The organism is Pseudomonas sp. TE6283 (assembly GCF_054060555.1).
Window position 1 is genome coordinate 132,597 of sequence record NZ_JBSSDH010000013.1, and the last position, 19,587, is coordinate 152,183.

At 65.7% G+C, this 19,587-nt stretch carries 13 protein-coding genes; 2 read left to right on the plus strand and 11 right to left on the minus strand.

Going from position 1 to position 19,587, the window contains the following annotated elements; genetic code table 11:
* Nucleotides 1–98 precede the first annotated feature (98 nt).
* From gltB to pilM, 8 genes are all read right to left on the minus strand, one after another.
* The gene (gene gltB, locus ACVWZ5_RS17910; RefSeq protein WP_084942058.1) at nt 99–4,544 is read right to left on the minus strand and encodes a glutamate synthase large subunit; all 4,446 of its coding nucleotides are present in this window, start codon (nt 4,542–4,544) and stop codon (nt 99–101) included.
* 374 nt (nt 4,545–4,918) lie between these two features.
* Complete coding sequence (locus ACVWZ5_RS17915) at nt 4,919–6,538, minus strand: AAA family ATPase (RefSeq protein WP_062575463.1); 1,620 nt, start codon at nt 6,536–6,538, stop codon at nt 4,919–4,921.
* A 15-nt stretch (nt 6,539–6,553) separates the two neighbouring features.
* On the minus strand, nt 6,554–7,651 hold the full coding sequence (gene aroB, locus ACVWZ5_RS17920; RefSeq protein WP_062575464.1) for a 3-dehydroquinate synthase: 1,098 nt from the start codon (nt 7,649–7,651) through the stop codon (nt 6,554–6,556).
* A 95-nt stretch (nt 7,652–7,746) separates the two neighbouring features.
* Nucleotides 7,747–8,265, minus strand: a complete 519-nt coding sequence (gene aroK / locus ACVWZ5_RS17925; RefSeq protein ID WP_028689109.1) for a shikimate kinase AroK — start codon at nt 8,263–8,265, stop codon at nt 7,747–7,749.
* A 4-nt stretch (nt 8,266–8,269) separates the two neighbouring features.
* Complete coding sequence (locus ACVWZ5_RS17930; protein ID WP_143514915.1) at nt 8,270–9,475, minus strand: type IV pilus secretin PilQ; 1,206 nt, start codon at nt 9,473–9,475, stop codon at nt 8,270–8,272.
* The gene (locus ACVWZ5_RS17935; RefSeq protein ID WP_084942060.1) at nt 9,432–10,445 is read right to left on the minus strand and encodes a pilus assembly protein PilP; all 1,014 of its coding nucleotides are present in this window, start codon (nt 10,443–10,445) and stop codon (nt 9,432–9,434) included. Before ACVWZ5_RS17935 ends, ACVWZ5_RS17930 begins: the two co-directional genes overlap by 44 nt.
* Complete coding sequence (locus ACVWZ5_RS17940) at nt 10,442–10,981, minus strand: PilN domain-containing protein (protein ID WP_062575467.1); 540 nt, start codon at nt 10,979–10,981, stop codon at nt 10,442–10,444. Before ACVWZ5_RS17940 ends, ACVWZ5_RS17935 begins: the two co-directional genes overlap by 4 nt.
* On the minus strand, nt 10,978–11,874 hold the full coding sequence (pilM, locus tag ACVWZ5_RS17945) for a type IV pilus biogenesis protein PilM (RefSeq protein ID WP_084942061.1): 897 nt from the start codon (nt 11,872–11,874) through the stop codon (nt 10,978–10,980). The genes ACVWZ5_RS17940 and pilM overlap by 4 nt, the downstream gene beginning before the upstream one ends.
* 169 nt (nt 11,875–12,043) lie before the next feature.
* On the opposite strand from pilM, the gene ACVWZ5_RS17950 reads away from it, so the two are divergent.
* Nucleotides 12,044–14,494 carry a penicillin-binding protein 1A gene (locus ACVWZ5_RS17950; protein WP_375547233.1) on the plus strand — a complete coding sequence of 817 codons (2,451 nt, stop codon included), beginning with the start codon at nt 12,044–12,046 and terminating at the stop codon, nt 14,492–14,494.
* A gap of 95 nt (nt 14,495–14,589) precedes the next feature.
* Here ACVWZ5_RS17950 and ACVWZ5_RS17955 read toward each other — a convergent pair whose 3' ends face one another.
* From ACVWZ5_RS17955 to rpmE, 3 genes are all read right to left on the minus strand, one after another.
* A complete protein-coding gene (locus tag ACVWZ5_RS17955; RefSeq protein WP_028689114.1) occupies nt 14,590–15,858 on the minus strand; it encodes a malic enzyme-like NAD(P)-binding protein in 1,269 nt (422 codons plus the stop codon).
* A gap of 179 nt (nt 15,859–16,037) precedes the next feature.
* The gene (locus tag ACVWZ5_RS17960) at nt 16,038–16,859 is read right to left on the minus strand and encodes a thermonuclease family protein (RefSeq protein WP_084942063.1); all 822 of its coding nucleotides are present in this window, start codon (nt 16,857–16,859) and stop codon (nt 16,038–16,040) included.
* Between the two features lie 2 nt (nt 16,860–16,861).
* Nucleotides 16,862–17,077 (minus strand): 50S ribosomal protein L31, encoded by a 216-nt coding sequence (gene rpmE, locus ACVWZ5_RS17965; protein ID WP_011531746.1) that lies wholly within the window; start codon nt 17,075–17,077, stop codon nt 16,862–16,864.
* Nucleotides 17,078–17,246: 169 nt separating this feature from the next.
* Between rpmE and ACVWZ5_RS17970 the strand changes: the two genes are divergently transcribed.
* On the plus strand, nt 17,247–19,466 hold the full coding sequence (locus tag ACVWZ5_RS17970; protein WP_028689116.1) for a primosomal protein N': 2,220 nt from the start codon (nt 17,247–17,249) through the stop codon (nt 19,464–19,466).
* The last annotated feature ends 121 nt before the right edge of the window (nt 19,467–19,587 follow it).

Here is a 19,587-nt window from a genome sequence, read left to right on the forward strand (position 1 = left end):
ACCTCTTTACCGCAGTTGCCGGCCTTAGGCCGCAAGCTGCAAGACAATCACTTGAGCAGGACGGGCCCCGCGCACGGGGCCGTCACTTGCAGCTGTTCTTACTGCGGGTTGGCACGGGTGCTGGACAGCAGTTGCTTGAGGTTGGCCGCCTTCGGCTTGACCAGCCAGAAGCGCCGCACGTAGTCGTCCAGGTTCTCGGAGAGCTCACGCCCCCACTCGCTGCCGGTTTCTTCCACGTACTCGCCCAGGACCCGTGCCAGGTGGCTGCGGTAAGCCTCCATCGCCTCACCACTGATGCGCTGGATTTCCACCAGCTCGTGGTTGAGTTTGTCGACGAAGCTATTGTCCATGTCGAGCACGTAGGCGAAGCCGCCCGTCATGCCAGAACCGAAGTTGTAACCGGTCTTGCCCAGGACGCAGACAAAGCCGCCGGTCATGTATTCACAGCAGTGATCGCCGGTGCCCTCGACCACAGCGTGGGCGCCGGAGTTGCGCACAGCGAAGCGCTCGCCCGCGGTGCCGGCGGCGAACAGCTTGCCGCCGGTGGCACCGTACAGGCAGGTGTTGCCGACGATGGCGCTGTGCTGGGTTTCGAACGGGCTGCCGGCTGGCGGCACGATGGTCAGCTTGCCACCGGTCATGCCCTTGCCGACGTAGTCGTTGGCGTCGCCTTCCAGGTGCAGGTTCAGGCCACCGGCGTTCCAAACGCCGAAGCTCTGGCCAGCGGTGCCCTTGAAGCGGAAGGTGATCGGCGCCGCGGCCATGCCCTGGTTGCCGTGCAGCCTGGCGATCTCGCCGGAGATGCGCGCACCGATGGAGCGGTCGCAGTTGCAGATGTCGAGGCTGAACTCGCCACCGGCCTGGTCGCGGATCGCCGGCAGGGCCATGGCGACCATCTTCTCGGCCAGCTCGCCCTTGTCGAACGGCGGGTTCCTGTCGACTTCGCAGAACTGCGGCTTGTCGGCCGGGATGTGCGAGCTGCCCAGCAGCGGCGACAGGTCGAGGTGATGCTGACGCTCGGTGTCGCCCGGCAGCACGTCGAGCAGGTCGGTGCGGCCGATCAGCTCGCCCAGGCTGCGCACGCCCAGCTTGGCCAGCCACTCGCGGGTCTCTTCGGCGACGAAGGTGAAGAAGTTGATCACCATGTCGACGGTGCCGATGTAGTGGTCCTTGCGCAGCTTGTCGTTCTGCGTGGCCACGCCGGTGGCGCAGTTGTTCAGGTGGCAGATGCGCAGGTACTTGCAGCCCAGGGCGATCATCGGTGCGGTGCCGAAGCCGAAGCTCTCGGCGCCAAGGATGGCGGCCTTGATCACGTCCAGGCCGGTTTTCAGCCCGCCGTCGGTCTGCACCCGCACCTTGCCACGCAGGTCATTGCCGCGCAGGGTCTGGTGGGTCTCGGCCAGGCCCAGTTCCCATGGCGCGCCAGCGTACTTGATCGAGGTCAGCGGCGAAGCGCCGGTGCCACCGTCGTAGCCGGAGATGGTGATCAGGTCGGCATAGGCCTTGGCCACGCCCGCGGCGATGGTGCCGACGCCGGCTTCTGCCACCAGCTTGACCGACACCAGGGCCTGCGGATTGACCTGCTTGAGGTCGTAGATCAGCTGGGCCAGGTCTTCGATCGAGTAGATATCGTGGTGCGGCGGCGGCGAGATCAGGGTCACGCCCGGCACCGCGTAGCGCAGCCGCGCGATCAGGCCGTTGACCTTGCCGCCCGGCAGCTGGCCGCCCTCGCCGGGCTTGGCGCCCTGGGCCACCTTGATCTGCAGCACCTCGGCATTGACCAGGTACTCAGGGGTCACGCCGAAGCGGCCGGTGGCCACCTGCTTGATCTTCGAGCTCTTGATGGTGCCGTAGCGGGCCGGGTCTTCACCGCCCTCGCCGGAATTGGAGCGCGCGCCCAGGCGGTTCATCGCCTCGGCCAGGGCCTCGTGGGCCTCCGGCGACAGCGCGCCCAGGGAGATGCCGGCGGAGTCGAAACGCTTGAGGATGTCCTCCAGCGGCTCGACCTGGTCCAGCGCCAGCGGCTGCTCGGCGACCTTGACCTTGAACAGGTCGCGGATCATCGACACCGGACGCTGGTCGACCAGCGTGGTGTATTCCTTGAACTTGGCGTAGTCGCCCTGCTGCACGGCGGCCTGCAGGGTGTTGACCACGTCCGGGTTGTAGGCGTGGTATTCGCCGCCGTGGACGAACTTGAGCAGACCACCCTGCTGGATCGGCTTTCGCGCGCTCCAGGCTTCGGCGGCCAGCAGCTTCTGGTCGCCTTCGAGGTCGACGAAACGTGCGCCCTTGATGCGGCTCGACACGCCCTTGAAGCTCAGGCCGACCACTTCCTCGGCCAGGCCCACGGCTTCGAACAGCTGGGCGCCACGGTACGAGGCGATGGTGGAGATACCCATCTTCGACAGGATCTTCAGCAGGCCCTTGGAAATGCCCTTGCGGTAGTACTTGAAGACTTCGTCCAGGTCGCCCAGCACCTCGCCGGTGCGGATCAGGTCGGCCAGCACTTCGTAGGCCAGGTACGGGTAGACGGCCGAGGCACCGAAGCCCAGCAGCACGGCAAAGTGATGCGGGTCACGGGCGGTGGCGGTCTCGACCAGGATGTTGCTGTCGCAGCGCAGGCCCTGTTCGGTCAGGCGGTGGTGTACCGCGCCAACGGCCAGCGAGGCGTGCACCGGCAGCTTGCCCGGGGCGATGTAGCGGTCGCTCAGCACCAGTTGGGTCTTGCCGCCGCGCACGGCCTCCTCGGCCTGGTCGGCAATGTTGCGGATGGCCGCTTCGAGGCCGACGCTCTCTTCATAGTTGAGGTCGATCAGCTGGCGGTCGAAGCCTTCACGCTCCAGGTTCATCAGCGAACGCCACTTGGCGGGCGAGATGACCGGCGAGCTGAGGATCACCCGCGAGGCGTGCTCGGGGGACTCCTGGAAAATGTTGCGCTCGGCGCCCAGGCAGATTTCCAGGGACATCACGATCGCCTCGCGCAGCGGGTCGATCGGCGGGTTGGTCACCTGGGCGAACTGCTGGCGGAAGAAGTCGTACGGCGAGCGCACGCGCTGCGACAGCACGGCCATTGGCGTGTCGTCGCCCATCGAGCCGACCGCTTCCTGGCCTTGCTCGCCGAGCGGACGCAGCACCTGGTCACGCTCCTCGAAGGTGACCTGGAACATCTTCATGTATTGCTTGAGCTGGTCGGCGTCGTAGCTGGCCACGCCCTGGTCGTCGCTCAGCGTCGCCTGGATGCGCGTGGCATGCTGGCGCAGCCAGCGCTTGTAGGGATGGCGCGACTTCAGGCGGTTGTCGATGGCGTCGGTGTCGAGGATCTGCCCGGTCTCGGTGTCCACGGCGAGGATCTGGCCCGGGCCGACACGGCCCTTGGCCAGGACTTCCTCGGGCTGGTAGCCCCATACGCCGATTTCCGAGGCGATGGTGATGTAGCCGTTGGTGGTGGTCACCCAGCGCGCCGGGCGCAGGCCGTTGCGGTCGAGCAGGCACACCGCGTGGCGGCCTTCGGTCATGACGATGCCGGCCGGGCCGTCCCACGGCTCCATGTGCATGGAGTTGTATTCGTAGAAGGCGCGCAGGTCGGCGTCCATGGTCTCGACGTTCTGCCAGGCCGGCGGTACCAGCATGCGCACGCCGCGGAACAGGTCGATGCCGCCGGTGACCATCAGCTCGAGCATGTTGTCCATGCTCGAGGAGTCGGAACCGACGCGGTTGACCAGCGGGCCGAGCTCTTCGAGGTCGGGGATCAGGTCATTGGCGAACTTGGTGCGACGGGCCATGGCCCAGTTGCGGTTGCCGGTGATGGTGTTGATCTCGCCGTTGTGGGCGAGGAAGCGGAAGGGCTGGGCCAGCGGCCACTTTGGCAGGGTGTTGGTGGAGAAGCGCTGGTGGAACACGCAGATCGCGGTCTGCAGGCGCTCGTCGCCCAGGTCCGGATAGAACGCCGCGAGATCGCGCGGCATCATCAGGCCTTTGTAGATGATGGTCTTGTGCGAGAAGCTGCAGATGTAGTGGTCGGTGTCGTGGGCGTTGGCCACGGACGAGCGGCGACGGGCACTGAACAGCTTGATGGCGAATTCCTGGTCGCTCAGGCCTTCGCCGCCGATGAACACCTGCTCGATCTGCGGCAGGCGCTCCAGGGCCAGGCGGCCGAGGACGCTGGTATCGATCGGCACCTTGCGCCAGCCGACCAGCTTGAGGCCGGCGTTGACGATCTCGCGGTCCATGTTGGCGCGGGCGGCCTGGGCTTTGACCGGGTCCTGGTTGAAGAACACCATGCCGACGGCGTACTGCCTGGGCAGCTCGACGGCGAAGTGTTCCTGGGCCACGGCACGCAGGAATTGATCGGGCTTCTGCATGAGCAGACCGCAACCGTCGCCGGTCTTGCCGTCGGCGTTGATGCCGCCGCGGTGGGTCATGCAGGTCAGCGCCTGCATGGCGGTTTGCAGAAGGTGGTGACTCGGCTGCCCCGTCATATGGGCGATCAGACCGAAACCACAGTTGTCCTTGAATTCTTCGGGATGGTACAGACCTGTTTTCATAGACACTTTCTCACCAGGTTCACCTCTCAACCGGAGGCAAATCTCTTTTTTAACAACCACTTACCATCCACGCCGATCAAACGCCAGCTTTTTTGCGGTGGTCATGGAAAACCATTGTTGCACAGCGACAGCGACGCCCACAAATTTTCATGTCTCACCATTGAAAATTTATGTCGCAATTTTGAATGTTTTTGCGCCATGCGCCGTGATAGCGGCTTGGCTGGAGTCTGAAGCGTTTCAGCCATGACTGCAACACGGGGCTTGTGGCCGGCAGTCTGGGACAGAAAAGCCTGCCGCGCTCGGGCGCAGCAGGCTGATCGAAAGCTAGAAGTCGCTCAGCAACTGGGCAGCGGGGTGGTGCCGCCCGGAAGGTATCAGCGGGCCGTGGCCAGCTCTTGTTGGACGCTGCCGACGGTACGTGGCCAAGGTTTACCAGCCTGGACCTTGGCTGGCAAGTTCTTGATTGCCGCAGCAGCGGCGTCGCGGCTGGCGAAGTTACCGTAGGTGACGACAAACAGCGGCTTGCCCTGCAGGTTTTTCTTGAAGTAGCGATAGTCGCCACCCTGCGCCTTGACGAACGACTGGGCCGACGCCTCGGAGCTGGTGCCGAAGATCTGCACCACGTAATTGCCCGGTTTCTGGCCGGCATACCAGCTGCTGTTGCCGGCGCCGCCCGTGGCGGGTTTCTCGGCAGGCTTGCTGGCGGGCTTGGCGCTGGCGACCTGGGTTGGGGCCGGAGCGGGCTTGGCAGGTGCAACCGGTTTTACCGGCTGGGTTGCGACAGGCTTCGGCGCAGGCGCAACCGACTGTACCGGAGCGGTGGTTACCGGTTGGGCAGGAGCTGGTGCCGGGCTGGCGGTGGCACCTTGCGGCGGCGCGATGGTGGTCACGGTCGGCGGCACGGCGGCCGACGGCGCGGCAGGCTGCAAAGCGGTATCACCCGCAGGCCCACCCTCTTCGCCCTCGCCCATGCCGGCGGCTTGGGCCAGGGGCTCGCGCATCACCGGCTGCGACTGGCCTACCAGCGGCAGCGGCATCGGTTGCGAGGAACCGGAGAACTCGATGGCGGGCGCGCCGTTGCTGCCCTGCCCCAGTGGCAGTTGAGCCTGGGCGGCCGGCGCCTCGGTCGGGGCCTTGTCGCCCTTCTTGGGCATCAGGACCGCCGCGCCAACGGCGACCACGACCACAGCGGACAACGCGAGCACGTGTTTCTTAGGCATTTTGAACCCCATGGATGGTCGCTTGACCGTGGTACGGCTGGCGATCATGGCTTCGATCAAGGTATCGCGGGCGACCTGGTTGATGTTCCCAGGCCAACCGTCGGAGTTTTCGTGGATGTCGACGATCTGCTCGGCGCTGAACACCTCGATGCCCCGGCCGGCGCCTTCCAGGCGCTGTTCCAGGTACTCGCGGGTCTCTTCCTCGCTGTACGGGGCCAGCTCGATGACATGGAAGCGCTCGCCATCGGTATTGAGTTCTTCCAACCCGGCAATCAGCGAAGGCTCGCCGAACAGGAACACATGCGGGCGCCCTTCGGCCACGCCTGCCGCCAACTCCAGCAACGCTTGGAGTGCCGACTCGTCGAGTTGTTCCGCATCGTCCACCAGCAGATAGACTTCCTGGCCGGTCAGCGCCAGCTGCACCACCTGGGACAGGATCGCCTGCACCTCCGGCTGCGCCACGTTCAGCGACTGCGCCACCTGGCCCAGCACGCTGGCCGCGTCGCTGGCGCCACGTGCGGACACCACCACACTCTGCACCGACTGCTTGTTGGTACTGGCCACCAGGGCCTGGCGCAACAGGGTCTTGCCGCTGCCCACCGGGCCACTGACCACCAGCATCAGCTGGCTGTAGCGCGCCAGGTGATGCAACTGGCCCAGCACCGGTTTGCGTTGGGCGGGGAAGAACTTGAAGCCGGGCACCCGCGGTGCGAACGGATCGTGGCTCAACTGGTAATGGTCGAGGAACGCCTCATCGGCATGCAGACTGGTCATTGCGTTGTCACAACCTCAAAGCTGGGCCACGATCGCGCGGTAATCCGCCGCCAGGGTGGCCTGAAGAATCTCTGTCGAATAGTCGTCGGTGACGACGGCCTCGCCCAGCTGGCGCAGCAGCACCAGGCGCAGGCGCCCGTCGAGCACTTTCTTGTCGACCGCCATGTGCTCCATGAAATGCGCCGGGGTCATTTCCTGTGGTGGCACCACCGGCAATCCTGCGTCCTGCAGCAGGCGAATTCCGCGATCGCGCGCCGACTGGTCGATCCAGCCCAGGCGCATGGACATTTCCAGGGCCATGACCGTGCCGGCTGCCACGGCTTCGCCGTGCAGCCAGACGCCATAGCCCATGTGTGTTTCGATGGCATGGCCGAAGGTGTGGCCAAGGTTGAGCGTGGCACGCACGCCCGATTCGCGCTCGTCGGCACCGACCACGGCGGCCTTGGCCGCGCAGGAGCGGAGGATGGCTTCGGTCAGGGCGGCGGAGTCCAGGGCGCGCAACGCCTGCATATTGTCTTCGAGCCAGGCGAGGAACGGCTTGTCACAGATCAGGCCGTACTTGATGACTTCGGCCAGGCCCGCGGACAGCTCGCGCCCAGGCAAGGTCTTGAGGCTGGTGGTGTCGATCAGCACCGCGTTGGGCTGATAGAAGGCACCGACCATGTTCTTGCCCAGCGGGTGGTTGATGCCGGTCTTGCCGCCCACCGACGAGTCCACCTGGGACAGCAGTGTGGTCGGTACCTGGATGAAGTCGACGCCGCGCTGGTAGCAGGCCGCGGCAAAGCCGGCCATGTCGCCGATTACCCCGCCACCGAGGGCCACCACGGTGGTGCGGCGGTCATGGCGGGCAGTGAGCAGGGCGTCGAAGATCAGCTGCAGGGTTTCCCAGTTCTTGTGGGCCTCGCCGTCAGGCAACACCACGGGTAGCACCGAGTAAGCGCCCAGGGTCTTGCTCAGACGTTCGAGGTACAGCGGCGCGACGGTCTCGTTGGAGACGATGGCAACCTGCCGCCCGACAATGTGCGGGGCCAGCAGCTCGGGCTGGTCCAGCAGGCCTTCGCCAATGTAGATCGGGTAGCTACGTTCGCCCAGGTCGACCTTTAGTGTCTGCATGTATCCCCACAATGTGCTTGGACGCGGTGGCGGTTCGGCCCCGCGCGGTGACGTTCAGCCCCGTCTCGGCGTTGGTCGCCGAGGATAGACCCCGCTCAGCGGGGCGGCAACTTCTGCAGGCGCTCGAGGATGTCGAGCACCACCATGCGTGGTGGCCGTTCGTCGGTTTCCACCACCAGGTCGGCGATTTCGCGATACAGCGGGTCGCGCGCCTCCAGCAGGGCGCGCAACGTGGCCTCCGGGTTGGCGGTACGCAACAGCGGTCGATTGCGGTCACGGGAGGTGCGTCCCACCTGCTGCTCCACCGAGGCGTGCAGGTAGACCACCCGTCCGCCGGCGCGCAGCGCCGCACGGTTGGCGTCACGCATCACCGCGCCGCCGCCGGTGGCCAGGACCACGCCATCGAGCGCGCTGAGCTCGGCGATCATCGCCTGCTCGCGGTCACGAAAGCCCGGCTCGCCTTCCTTGTCGAAGATCCACGGGATGTTGGCGCCGGTTCGCAGTTCGATTTCCTTGTCGGAATCCTTGAACAGCAGGCGCAGCTCTTTGGCCAACAGGCGCCCGATGGTGCTTTTACCAGCGCCCATGGGCCCCACAAGTATCAAATTTCGCACAGAATCAACGACTCACAGCAATCGCCTGGTCACTCATGATACGCGGAGTCAGGAAGACCAGCAGCTCGGATTTTTTCTCTTGTAATGCATCGCGTCGAAACAGCCGCCCAACATACGGCAGATCACCAAAAAATGGCACCTTGTCGACCACTTTGTTCTGCGACGTCGAGTACACGCCGCCAATCACAATGGTCTGCCCATCGGTCACCCGCACCTTGGCGTTGACCTCGTTCTTGCGGATCGGCGGCACATCGTTGAGGGCATTGATGAAGTCCGGCTCGTCCTTGGTCACCCGCACCGCCATGATCACCTTGCCGTCCGGCGTGATCTGCGGCGTCACCTCCAGCGACAGGGACGCCTCGCGGAAGGAGACCGAAGTGGCGCCACTGCGGGTGGTTTCCTGGTACGGCACTTCGGTACCCTTGAGTATGCGCGCGGTTTCCTTGTCGGCCGTAACCACCTTGGGCTGGGAGATGATCTCGCCATTGCCGCTTTTTTCCATGGCGCTGAGCTCCAGGTCGAGCAGGATATCGCTGCGCAGCAGCCCCACCCCCAACGCCGCACCTCCCCGCTCGACGCCAAGATCGACGAAAAGGTCGCTGCCCAGCCGGGGGTCCGAGCCATACAGCGGTCCACCCCAGCGCACGCCCAGTGCCTTTTCGTAGTCGACATTGGCCTCGACGATCCGTGCCTCGATCATGACCTGGCGCACCGGCACATCCAGCTGCGTGACCAGCCTGCGCAGCTCGGCAAGCCGCGCGGCAGGCTGGGTGACTATCAAGGTATTGGTGCGAGCGTCCACACTGAGGCTGCCACGCCCGGCCACGGCACCGTCGTCCGCCAGGCTCGCCAGCAGCAGCTCCGCCAGCTCGCCGGCCTTGGCATGGAAGACAGGGATCAATTCACGCTGCAGTGGCTCGATGCCCTGGACCTGCCCAGCGAGCTCTGCCACAGGAGCAACCAGCAGCACATTCCCCTCCTGGCGCCTGCCCAGGCCCTTGCTGCGCAGCACCAGATCAAGCGCCTGCTCCCATGGCACATCCTCCAGGCGCAGGGTAATCCGCCCCTGCACCGAGTCGCCGACCACCAGGTTGACACCCGCGTGATCGGCCATGACCTGAAGCACCGAACGCAGCTCGACGTCCTGGAGGTTGAGCGACACCGGCTCACCCTGAAACGTCTCGGCCTGCGTCATCTGAAGCCCCAGCATCAATAGCGCGCCGCTCAACCATTGCCTCGGCCCCATCCCTGACCTCTCCCTGTTCATGCGTTCCAAGAACCAGATACCTGGGACGTGCTTGCCAGCGCCCATCGATGTAGATCCGCTCCTGGACCTCCACCCGGTCAACCTCGATGGCCACCACGACACCCCCTTCGAGCCCCAGTCGATCGCCTTCCGCGACCCGGTACAGCCGACCTGCGAAGCGCAGCAATGCCTGTCGCCGCCCCGCCCGGGAGAGACTGCCGACCATCTCCAACCGTGCCAACGGAACATGCGCCAGCCCACTGTCCTCACTCGGGGGCAACCAAGCGCGGAAAGGGTCGAATGCCGTCTTCGACAAGGCTGCCTGGGCCGGCTCATCCGCCAATGACGCCGGGACCGGCAGCTCTTCCCCAGGGTGGAAGGCATGCAGCCGCAACTGGGCGTCAATTTGCCCGCCACCCTCATCCTTCAGGGCCAGCCTGAGCCTTTCCACATTCAACAGACGCAATTGCCGCAGCCATTGCTCCAGCCATAGGCGTAGCGCCGGATACTGTCCAGACACCGCGACTTCCAGCGGTTGCACTCGATACACCGAAGCCTGCTGTGCCTCCTGCACCTCGACTCGCTCGAATACCAGGCCATGCTCATGGCCCGAGAACGCCAACTGGTCGAGCAGCTCGCTCATGCCCTCTCCCGCGGCCAGCCGCCATCGTGCCGCCTGCAAAAGCGTTCGCGCATGCTCGAGCGCCTGCTGCTCGACAGTCAGTTCGACGAGGCGCGTCCTGCGCCCCTCCAGTTCGTCCTGTAGCTGCTGCTGTAACCGGACAGACTCGACATGCCTCTGGACCGGATCACGCACTCGAACCAGGTAGCCCACGCAAGCCACCAGGAGCGCGAGCGACAGGCACACCATGGCCCTTACGACGCTCGAGCGGCCAGCCAGCGCCTGCCAGTCAAGGGGCCACAGGCGGTTCACGACTCGCCCGCCCGCAATCGCGCCGCCAGCAGGAACTCGTCACCCTGGACATGACGCCTGAGGTGTACGAGCTCGAGGTCCCGCACCATGCCCACTTGCTCCAGATCCCGCATGAACCGGGCAACCACTGACGCAGAGGCCGCCAGACCTCCCAGGCGTAAACGCCCTGCCTCGACATCCACCTCCGTCAAGCGAACGCCTTCTGGCAGGGCCTGCTCAAGGGCGAGGAACAGCCCGGGCATCTGTGACCGTCCGGCGCCCAGTGCGGCTACCGCGGCATGCTCGGCCTGCACCACCGCCCGCCTGCCGCGCAGCTGATCGACCTGCCTCAGCGAGGTATCGAGCCGCTCGAGCTCCGCCTGATGCGAAACGACTATCAGTGCTTGTCGGGCCAGGCGCGACCGCGCCATCTGATCGAGCCATGTGACCGCGCCCAGGGCCACCACCAGGGTGACTACGAGCCTGATCTGAAATTGCCGCACAACCCTGGCCCTGCGCTGCTCGCGCCAGGGCATCAAGTTCAGTCTCACCCTCATGCCCGGCCTCCCATGGCCAACCCGCAGGCCAGGACCATCGAAGCTGCACACAGGCCATCATTCTCCCGGAGACCTGCCAGCGGGAGCGGGCAACCCACCTGGCATTCCACATCCAGGCGTTCTCGCAAATGCGCCGCCCGGGCTTCATCGGCAGCGGAGCCAAACAGGACAACGTCAGCGATGGGCGCCTGCTCATCCAACCGCCAGAGGCTATCGACAGCGACGTCCCATTGCGCCGGCGAGCCCAGGGCGAGCCGCTGGCGCTGTGGAACGGGGTCGCCGTGCCAGCGGTGCATGACCACTTCGCCCGGCTCCAACTGCAGCAGGACAGCTGCGCGAGCCTGCGCCTCAGGCAGCAACGCTCGCCGTAGCGCGAAGCTGTCCACCTCCACGGCTTCAAGTTGCAATCCGGCCTTGGCAAACACCCGCTCCCACGGATCGAGCTGGCTTTGCCGGCAGGCCACCACCAGCACCTCGAATTGCCCGGGATCATCGGCGCATGCACCCTGCACCCAGTAGTCAAGGGCCAGATCCTCAAGCGGGAAGGGAAACAACTGCTCGGCCTGGGCCAACACGGCCGCCTCGATACCAAGGTCGGCCAGCCCGGCAGGCAACCGGCAACGCTTGCAGATGACCTGAGAGGCGGGCAATGCCAGGGCGACGCGCAACTGCCTGGTTCGACATTGAACATGGGCCCGCCGCAACCCCATCACCAACCCCTGCGCCTCGTCGGATGCCACCCAGCCAGGCGTCGCCGGCTCGAAGCGCTCCTGCGCCCACCCCTGCACACGCCAACCGCCGCGCTGGCGATGCAGGTGCAGCATTCGTATGGAACCGGAGGCAATTTCCACCCCCAGCAGTGAACCGGCGTCCCTGCCAAAGCATCCAAGCATGGCTGTTCCTTTCTGGTCATCGGCAGCCCGCGCCGTAGTGGCGCGAGCGGTCGTCCTACGCCCCGGGCGGTCACCCGGTGGGACGAAAAATGCTTATAATGGCCAGCGTTTTCCTGTCCGCCGGCCCCGCGCGCAATCCACTCCTCAACCTGGACACCCAAAAGCCTTGATACGTCTGCTGAAGTTCTTCTGGTGGTCTCTCGTCGCCGTCATCTGCGCGCTCGTGCTCGGTCTGAGCGGTGCGTTTCTGTATCTTAGCCCCAGCCTGCCCTCGGTCGAATCGCTCAGAAGCGTCCAGTTGCAAATCCCCCTGAGGGTGTACAGCAGCGACGGCAAGCTGATTGCCGAGTTCGGCGAGATGCGGCGCTCGCCGATCAAGTTCCAGGAAATTCCCCCACAGTTCATCCAGGCGCTTCTGTCCGCCGAAGACGACAATTTCCTCAACCACTACGGGGTAGATCCCAGCAGCCTGATGCGCGCGGCATCGCAGTTGCTCAAGTCCGGGCATATCCAGACCGGCGGCAGCACCATCACCATGCAGGTGGCGAAGAACTTCTTCCTCACCAGCGAGCGCAGCTTCTCGCGCAAGACCAACGAGATCCTGCTGGCCCTGCAGATCGAGCGCGAGCTGACCAAGGACGAGATCCTCGAGCTCTACGTCAACAAGATCTACCTGGGCAACCGCGCATACGGCATCGATGCCGCGGCGCAGGTGTACTACGGCAAGTCGATTCGCGACGTAAGCCTGGCGCAGATGGCGATGATCGCCGGCCTGCCCAAGGCGCCCTCGCGCTTCAACCCCCTGGCCAACCCGGTACGCGCCAAGGAGCGCCGTGACTGGATCCTCGGACGCATGTACAAGCTCGGCAAGATCGACGAAGCCAGCTACCAGGCGGCCCTGGCCGAACCGCTGAACGCCAGCTACCACGTGCCGACTCCGGAAGTGAACGCCCCCTATGTCGCCGAGATGGCCCGCGCCGAGATGGTCGGCCGCTACGGCAGCGACGCCTACACCGAAGGTTTCCGCGTCACCACCACGGTGCCGAGCGACATGCAGCAGATGGCCAACAGCGCGGTGCTCAACGGCCTCAGCGAGTACGACGAACGCCATGGTTACCGGGGCCCAGAGGCACGCTTCCCGGGCAAGACCCGTGCGGCCTGGCTGCAGGAACTGGGCAAGCAGCGCACCCTCGGCGGCCTGGAGCCGGCCATCGTCACCCAGGTCGAGAAGACCGGCCTGAAGGTGATGACCCGCAGCGGGCTGGAAGAGACTGTGGCCTGGGACACCATGAAGTGGGCCCGCCCATACCTCAGCAGCAACTCGCAGGGGCGTTCGCCACAGTCGTCCGCCGACGTCGCCCAGGTCGGCGACCTGGTCCGCCTGCAGCGCCTGGAGGACGGCAAGCTCAAGTTCAGCCAGGTACCCGGGGCCCAGAGCGCCCTGGTCACCCTCGACCCTTACAACGGCGCCATCCGCGCCCTGGTCGGCGGATTCTCCTTCGAGCAGAGCAACTACAACCGCGCCATGCAGGCCAAGCGCCAGCCGGGCTCGAGCTTCAAGCCCTTTGTCTACAGCGCCGCACTGGACAACGGCTACACCGCCGCCAGCCTGGTCAACGACGCGCCGATCGTGTTCGTCGATGAGTACCTGGACAAGGTCTGGCGTCCGAAGAACGACACCAACACCTTCCTTGGCCCGATCCGCATGCGCGAGGCGCTGTACAAGTCGCGCAACCTGGTCTCGATCCGCCTGCTGCAGGCCATGGGCGTGGACCGCACCATCGACTACATCGCCAAGTTCGGCTTCAACAAGCAGGACCTGCCGCGCAACCTGTCGCTGGCACTGGGCACCGCGACCCTGACGCCGATGGAGATCGCCACCGGCTGGAGCACCTTCGCCAACGGCGGCTACAAGATCAGCCCCTACCTGATCGAGCGCGTCGAAAGCCGCAACGGCGAAACCCTGTTCACCGCCAACCCGGCACGGGTGCCCCAGGGCAGCCAGGACCAAGCCGGCCTAGCAGCCCCCGAGCAGGCGATCAGTGTCGCGCCGATGCCGGGCGAAGCACCGTCGGCCGTTGGCCAGGTCGCTCCGGCGCCGCAGGTACCCGCCGTGGCCGAGCAGATCATCGACGGACGCACCTCGTACATTCTCACCAGCATGCTGCAGGATGTGATCAAGCGCGGCACCGGCCGCCGCGCACTGGCCCTCGGCCGCACGGACCTGGCGGGCAAGACCGGTACCACCAACGAGTCCAAGGATGCCTGGTTCTCCGGCTACAACGCCGACTACGTCACCACCGTCTGGGTCGGCTTCGACCAGCCGGAAACCCTGGGCCGACGCGAGTACGGCGGCACCGTGGCACTGCCGATCTGGATGAGTTTCATGGGCGCGGCGCTCAAGGGCAAGCCTGAGCACGCGCCGGCCGAACCCGAAGGCATTCTCAGCCTGCGTGTCGACCCGGTCAGCGGCCGCGCCGCCACACCGGGGACACCGAATGCCTACTTCGAGCTGTTCAAGGCCGAGGACTCGCCGCCTTCGGTAGACGAACTGGGCAATGGCGCCGCCCCCGGCAGCCCACTGCCGGCGGATGAAGCGGCGCCGATGGATCTGTTCTGACCACATCGCCGGACAGCTGCGCGATGCTTTGACAGCGGCAAGCAAAAAGCCCCGACTCTGACGAGCCGGGGCTTTTTCATGACGCTACGACCGGATCAGCCGTTGAACACGTCATCCACGCTTTTCAGCGGGTAGTGCTTCGGATACGGCAGGGTGGCCACGCCGGATTCGATGGCGGCCTTGGCCACGGCATCGGAAACCACGGTGATCAGACGGGCATCCAGCGGCTTCGGAATGATGTATTCGCGACCGAATTCCAGGGCCTGTACGCCGTAGGCTTCGCAGACTTCCTTCGGTACTGGCTGCTTGGCCAGGTCCTTTAGGGCGATGGCGGCGGCGATCTTCATTTCTTCGTTGATGCGCTTGGCGCGAACGTCCAGGGCACCGCGGAAGATGAATGGGAAGCCCAGTACGTTGTTGACCTGGTTCGGGTAGTCGGAACGACCGGTGGCCATGATCACGTCGCTGCGGGTGGCGTGAGCCAGCTCCGGAGCGATTTCCGGATCCGGGTTCGAGCAGGCGAACACGATCGGGTTGGCGGCCATCGACTTCAGGCCTTCCGGGCTCAGCAGGTTCGGACCTGACAGGCCGACGAACACATCGGCGCCGTTCAGGGCGTCAGCCAGGGTGCGCTTGTCGGTGGCGTGGGCGAACTGGGCCTTGTACTGGTTCAGGTCGTCGCGGCCGGCGTGGATCACGCCGCTGCGGTCGATCATGAAGATGTTCTCGACCTTGGCGCCCATGCTTACCAGCAGCTTCATGCAGGAGATGGCGGCGGCACCGGCGCCCAGGCAGACGATCTTCGCCTCCTCGAGCTTCTTGCCGGCGATTTCCAGGGCGTTGATCATGCCGGCGGCGGTAACGATGGCGGTACCGTGCTGGTCATCGTGGAAGACGGGAATGTCGCACTGTTCGATCAGGGTGCGCTCGATCTCGAAGCACTCAGGTGCCTTGATGTCTTCCAGGTTGATGCCGCCGAAGGTGATGGAGATGCGGCGAACGGTGTCGATGAAGGCCTGCGGGCTCTCCGACTCGACTTCGATATCGAACACGTCGATACCGGCGAAACGCTTGAACAGAACACCCTTGCCTTCCATCACCGGCTTGGAGGCCAGCGGGCCGAGGTCGCCCAGACCGAGGATGGCGGTGCCATCGGAAATCACCGCAACCAGGTTGCCCTTGCCGGTGTACTTGTAGGCCAGCTCCGGATCACGGCCGATCTCGCGCACAGGCTCTGCGACGCCAGGGCTGTAGGCCAGGGCGAGGTCACGGGCGGTGGCGGTGGGCTTGGAGAGCTCGACGCTCAGCTTCCCCGGACGGGGCTGGGCGTGGTATTCGAGAGCGGCGGTTTTCAGGTCTGACATGATGGGCATTCCGCTGTTTACTGTTCTGACGGACCGCCGAGGATACGCAAAGAGCCGGGGGGCGACAAGACTGCCCGGTCACTATGTGTCAAGGCCTTTGGCCTACGACTTTACGCTATAACCCACGGGGCTTACGGGACCCAGTGTGTACAATCCAATAGCAAAATGTCTACAACTATTTACCCTGGAACAGCCGCCAACATGCTCGGATCGGTCAATGGCAACAGCCAGCGTCGCTGCCCGGGCTTGAGCCCTCCCTTGCGGGATCGGTCCAACACCCAGCCACGCGCCTCGACCTGGCGTCCCTTGAGGTTAGCGAAGAAGCTGGCTGGGAAGCGCTGCTGCAGACGAGCGGGGACCTGCAGCACCACGGCATCGTCGAGCTCCAGCCAGATACCGCCACGGTTGCGCTCGATACCCTTGATCTTGCCGCCGATCACGGCAAAACCGGACTGCCTGACTTCCCTCGCACGCACTACCGGCGACTGGCGCCACAGCCCGGCTCCGGCGTTGCGCGCCTGCTGCTCGGCTTGTTGCTGGCAGCCCGACAAGGCCACGTTGGGGGCAATGGCGACCCGGTAGCCGAGGCCCTCGCTGAGCAATTGTGCTTCGAGATTGTCGCCAGTACGGCTATAGATGTGCGCCAGGGTTCGACCGTACTTGTCCTTGGGTTCCACGCCTGGAACCAGGCCGACGCGACCATTGCTGGCCTCGACCAGCGCCTGCAGGCGCCGTTTCGCAGCCTCGGCGTAGGGCTCGCTGGTGCGGCCCTTGCGGCCGATCTCGGGCGCATTGATGCCGATCAGCCGCACGTTGCGGCCATCATTCAGGCGCAAGGTGTCGCCGTCGACTACCTGGCGCACCGTCACCTGCTGCGGCTGCTCGGGCAACGGACAGAAGGCCAGGGCCGGAAAATGCCAGATCGCGCCCACAAAAAAGGCGCCCGCAAGGGGCGCCTTCTTTTGCAGCAACGCGAACCTCGAGAGATTCGCCATGCGCATGATTACTTCTTGGTACCGAACATACCGAAGCGATCGGCGAACTTCTGTACGCGACCACCGGTGTCCAGGACTTTCTGCTTACCGGTGTAGAACGGGTGGCACAGGTTGCAAACGTCGATCGCCAGGACGCTGCCCAGGGTCGAACGGGTTTCAAACTTGTTGCCGCAGCTGCAGGTGACTGCAACTACTTCGTAGTTCGGATGAATATCTGCTTTCATGGTCACTTCCTCGAGCTGCGTGCCGCCACCCAACACCTATTGTTGAATACCGCACGTAATTAGGCGGCGAATAATACCAGAGCGCGGCCGCAGCGCAAGTTGTCGCTTGCACCGACCGTCGTCTGCTAGGCTCGCCTGATTTGTGAAACGCCCTCCAGAGACCTTCCGCGTGTCCGACGTCATCCTGCGCCTTGCCCTGCCCTCGCCCCTGCGTCGCCTGTTCGACTACCGGGCGCCCGCGAGCATGGCGCGCCAGGCACTGACGCCCGGCATGCGCATCCGCGTGCCATTCGGTCGCCGCGAGATGATCGGCGTGCTGGTGGAGATCGCCACGCACAGCGAAGTCCCCGCCGACAAGCTCAAGCCCGCCAGCGCCCTGCTCGACCCGGTTTCGCCCGTGCCACCCGCACTGTTCAAGCTGTGCCTGTGGACGGCGCAGTACTACCAGCACAGCCTGGGCGACACCTTGAGCTGGGCCCTGCCGACCCTGCTGCGCCAAGGCGAGCCGGCCGAGGCGCGCCAGGAGCGTTTCTGGCACGTCGCCCCCGGGGCACGCCTGGAGGATCCGCGCATCGCCCGCGCCCCGCGCCAGCGCGATGCCCTCAAGACCCTGTCGCAGCACCCCCACGGCGTGGCCCACAGCCTGTTGAGCAAGCTAGGCCTGAACAAGGACAGCCTCGACCTACTGCTGGCCAAGGAGCTGGTGAGCGTCGAAGTCCGCCGCCACCTGCCCGCCGCGCGCCACGAGCACTGGCTGGCCCAACCGGAGCTGCCGCTCAACGAGGAGCAGCGCGCGGCGTTCGAGGCGGTGCGCGCGGGCTTCGGCGCCTTCCACGCCTACCTGCTGGCCGGGGTCACCGGCAGCGGCAAGACCGAGGTGTACCTGCAGCTTATTCGCGAAACCCTCGAAGCCGGCAAGCAGGCGCTGATCCTGATCCCCGAGATCAACCTCGGCCCGCAGACCCTGCAACGCTTCGAGCAGCGCTTCAACGCCCGCATCGCCCTGCTGCACTCCGCGGTGGGCGACCGCGAACGCCTGGACGCCTGGCTGGCGGCCCGCGATGGCGACGCCGACATCATCATCGGCACCCGCTCGGCACTGTTCACGCCGATGAAGAACCCGGGCCTGATCATCATCGACGAGGAGCACGACGGCTCCTATAAACAGCAGGAAGGCCTGCGTTACCACGCCCGCGACCTGGCCGTGGTCCGCGCCCACCAGGAGAACATCCCGATCCTGCTGGGCTCGGCCACGCCGTCGCTGGAAAGCCTGCACAACGCCCACAGCGGCCGCTACGGCCTGCTGCGCATGAACCAGCGCGCCGGTGGCGCCAAGGCACCACGTTTCCTGCGCCTGGACGTACGCAGCCTGCCGCTGGACAGCGGCATCAGCGGCCCGCTGCAACAGGCCATCCGCCAGACCCTGGAGGCCGGCCAGCAGGTGCTGGTTTTCCTCAACCGCCGCGGCTTCGCTCCGACGCTGCTGTGCCACGACTGCGGCTGGCTCTCCGAGTGCCCGCGCTGCGATGCGCGCATGACCGTGCACCAGCGTTCCGCCGTGCTGCGCTGCCACCACTGCGGCTATGACGAACGCCTGCCGTTGCAGTGCCCGCAGTGCGCCCACGTCGACCTGCGTCCGGTGGGGGCCGGCACCGAGCGCGCCGAAGAGCGGCTCAAGGTGCTGTTCCCCGACTACCCGACCCTGCGCGTGGACCGCGACAGCACCTCGCGCAAGGACGCCATGCACAACCTGTTCGCCACTATCCAGCGCGGTCAACCGAGCATCCTGGTCGGCACCCAGATGCTGGCCAAGGGGCACCACTTCCCCCGCGTCACCCTGGTGGCGATTCTCGATGCAGATGGCGGGCTGTTCTCCGGCGACTTCCGCGCCAGCGAGCGCATGGCCCAGCTGATCGTCCAGGTTGCCGGTCGCGCCGGACGCGCCGAAGAGCCGGGCAAGGTCATCGTGCAGACCCACCTGGCCGACCATCCGCTGCTGGTGCAACTGACCGAGCAGGGCTACTTCGCTTTCGCCGAACAGGCCCTGAGCGAACGCCGTGCCGCCGGTCTGCCGCCGTTCGCCCACCTGGCCCTGCTGCGTGCGGATGCGCACAAGCCGGGCCAGGCCGAGGGCTTCCTCGACGAAGCCTGCGCCGCCGCCGAGCGGGTCATGGCCGAACAAGGCCTGCATGGCATCGAGCTGCTCGGCCCGGTCCCGGCGCCCATGGAACGACGGGCGGGCCGCTTCCGCGCGCAACTATTGCTCCAGGCCAATGCCCGAGCACAGCTGCATCGACTGATCAGTGCCTGGTTGCTAGTGTTGGAGCAGATGCCATCGGGGCGGCAGGTGCGCTGGTCGCTGGATGTGGATCCGGTGGACCTGTACTGACGGTTTCAGGGTTGTCGTGGGGGGGGGGGGGGGGCCCCCCCCCCCGCCCCCCCCCCCCCCCCCCCCCCCCCCCCCCCCCCCCCCGTGGTGCCCAAAACGGGGCGCCCCCCCCCCCCCCCCC

Coding starts and splice junctions, on each gene's coding strand:
- rpmE (WP_011531746.1), bottom strand. CDS start 17,077: ATGAAAGCAGATATTCATCCGAACTACGAAGTAGTTGCAGTCACCTGC.
- ACVWZ5_RS17960 (WP_084942063.1), bottom strand. CDS start 16,859: ATGCGCATGGCGAATCTCTCGAGGTTCGCGTTGCTGCAAAAGAAGGCG.
- pilM (WP_084942061.1), bottom strand. CDS start 11,874: ATGCTTGGATGCTTTGGCAGGGACGCCGGTTCACTGCTGGGGGTGGAA.
- ACVWZ5_RS17915 (WP_062575463.1), bottom strand. CDS start 6,538: ATGACCAGTCTGCATGCCGATGAGGCGTTCCTCGACCATTACCAGTTG.
- gltB (WP_084942058.1), bottom strand. CDS start 4,544: ATGAAAACAGGTCTGTACCATCCCGAAGAATTCAAGGACAACTGTGGT.
- ACVWZ5_RS17930 (WP_143514915.1), bottom strand. CDS start 9,475: ATGCTGGGGCTTCAGATGACGCAGGCCGAGACGTTTCAGGGTGAGCCG.
- ACVWZ5_RS17955 (WP_028689114.1), bottom strand. CDS start 15,858: ATGTCAGACCTGAAAACCGCCGCTCTCGAATACCACGCCCAGCCCCGT.
- ACVWZ5_RS17940 (WP_062575467.1), bottom strand. CDS start 10,981: ATGAGGGTGAGACTGAACTTGATGCCCTGGCGCGAGCAGCGCAGGGCC.
- aroB (WP_062575464.1), bottom strand. CDS start 7,651: ATGCAGACACTAAAGGTCGACCTGGGCGAACGTAGCTACCCGATCTAC.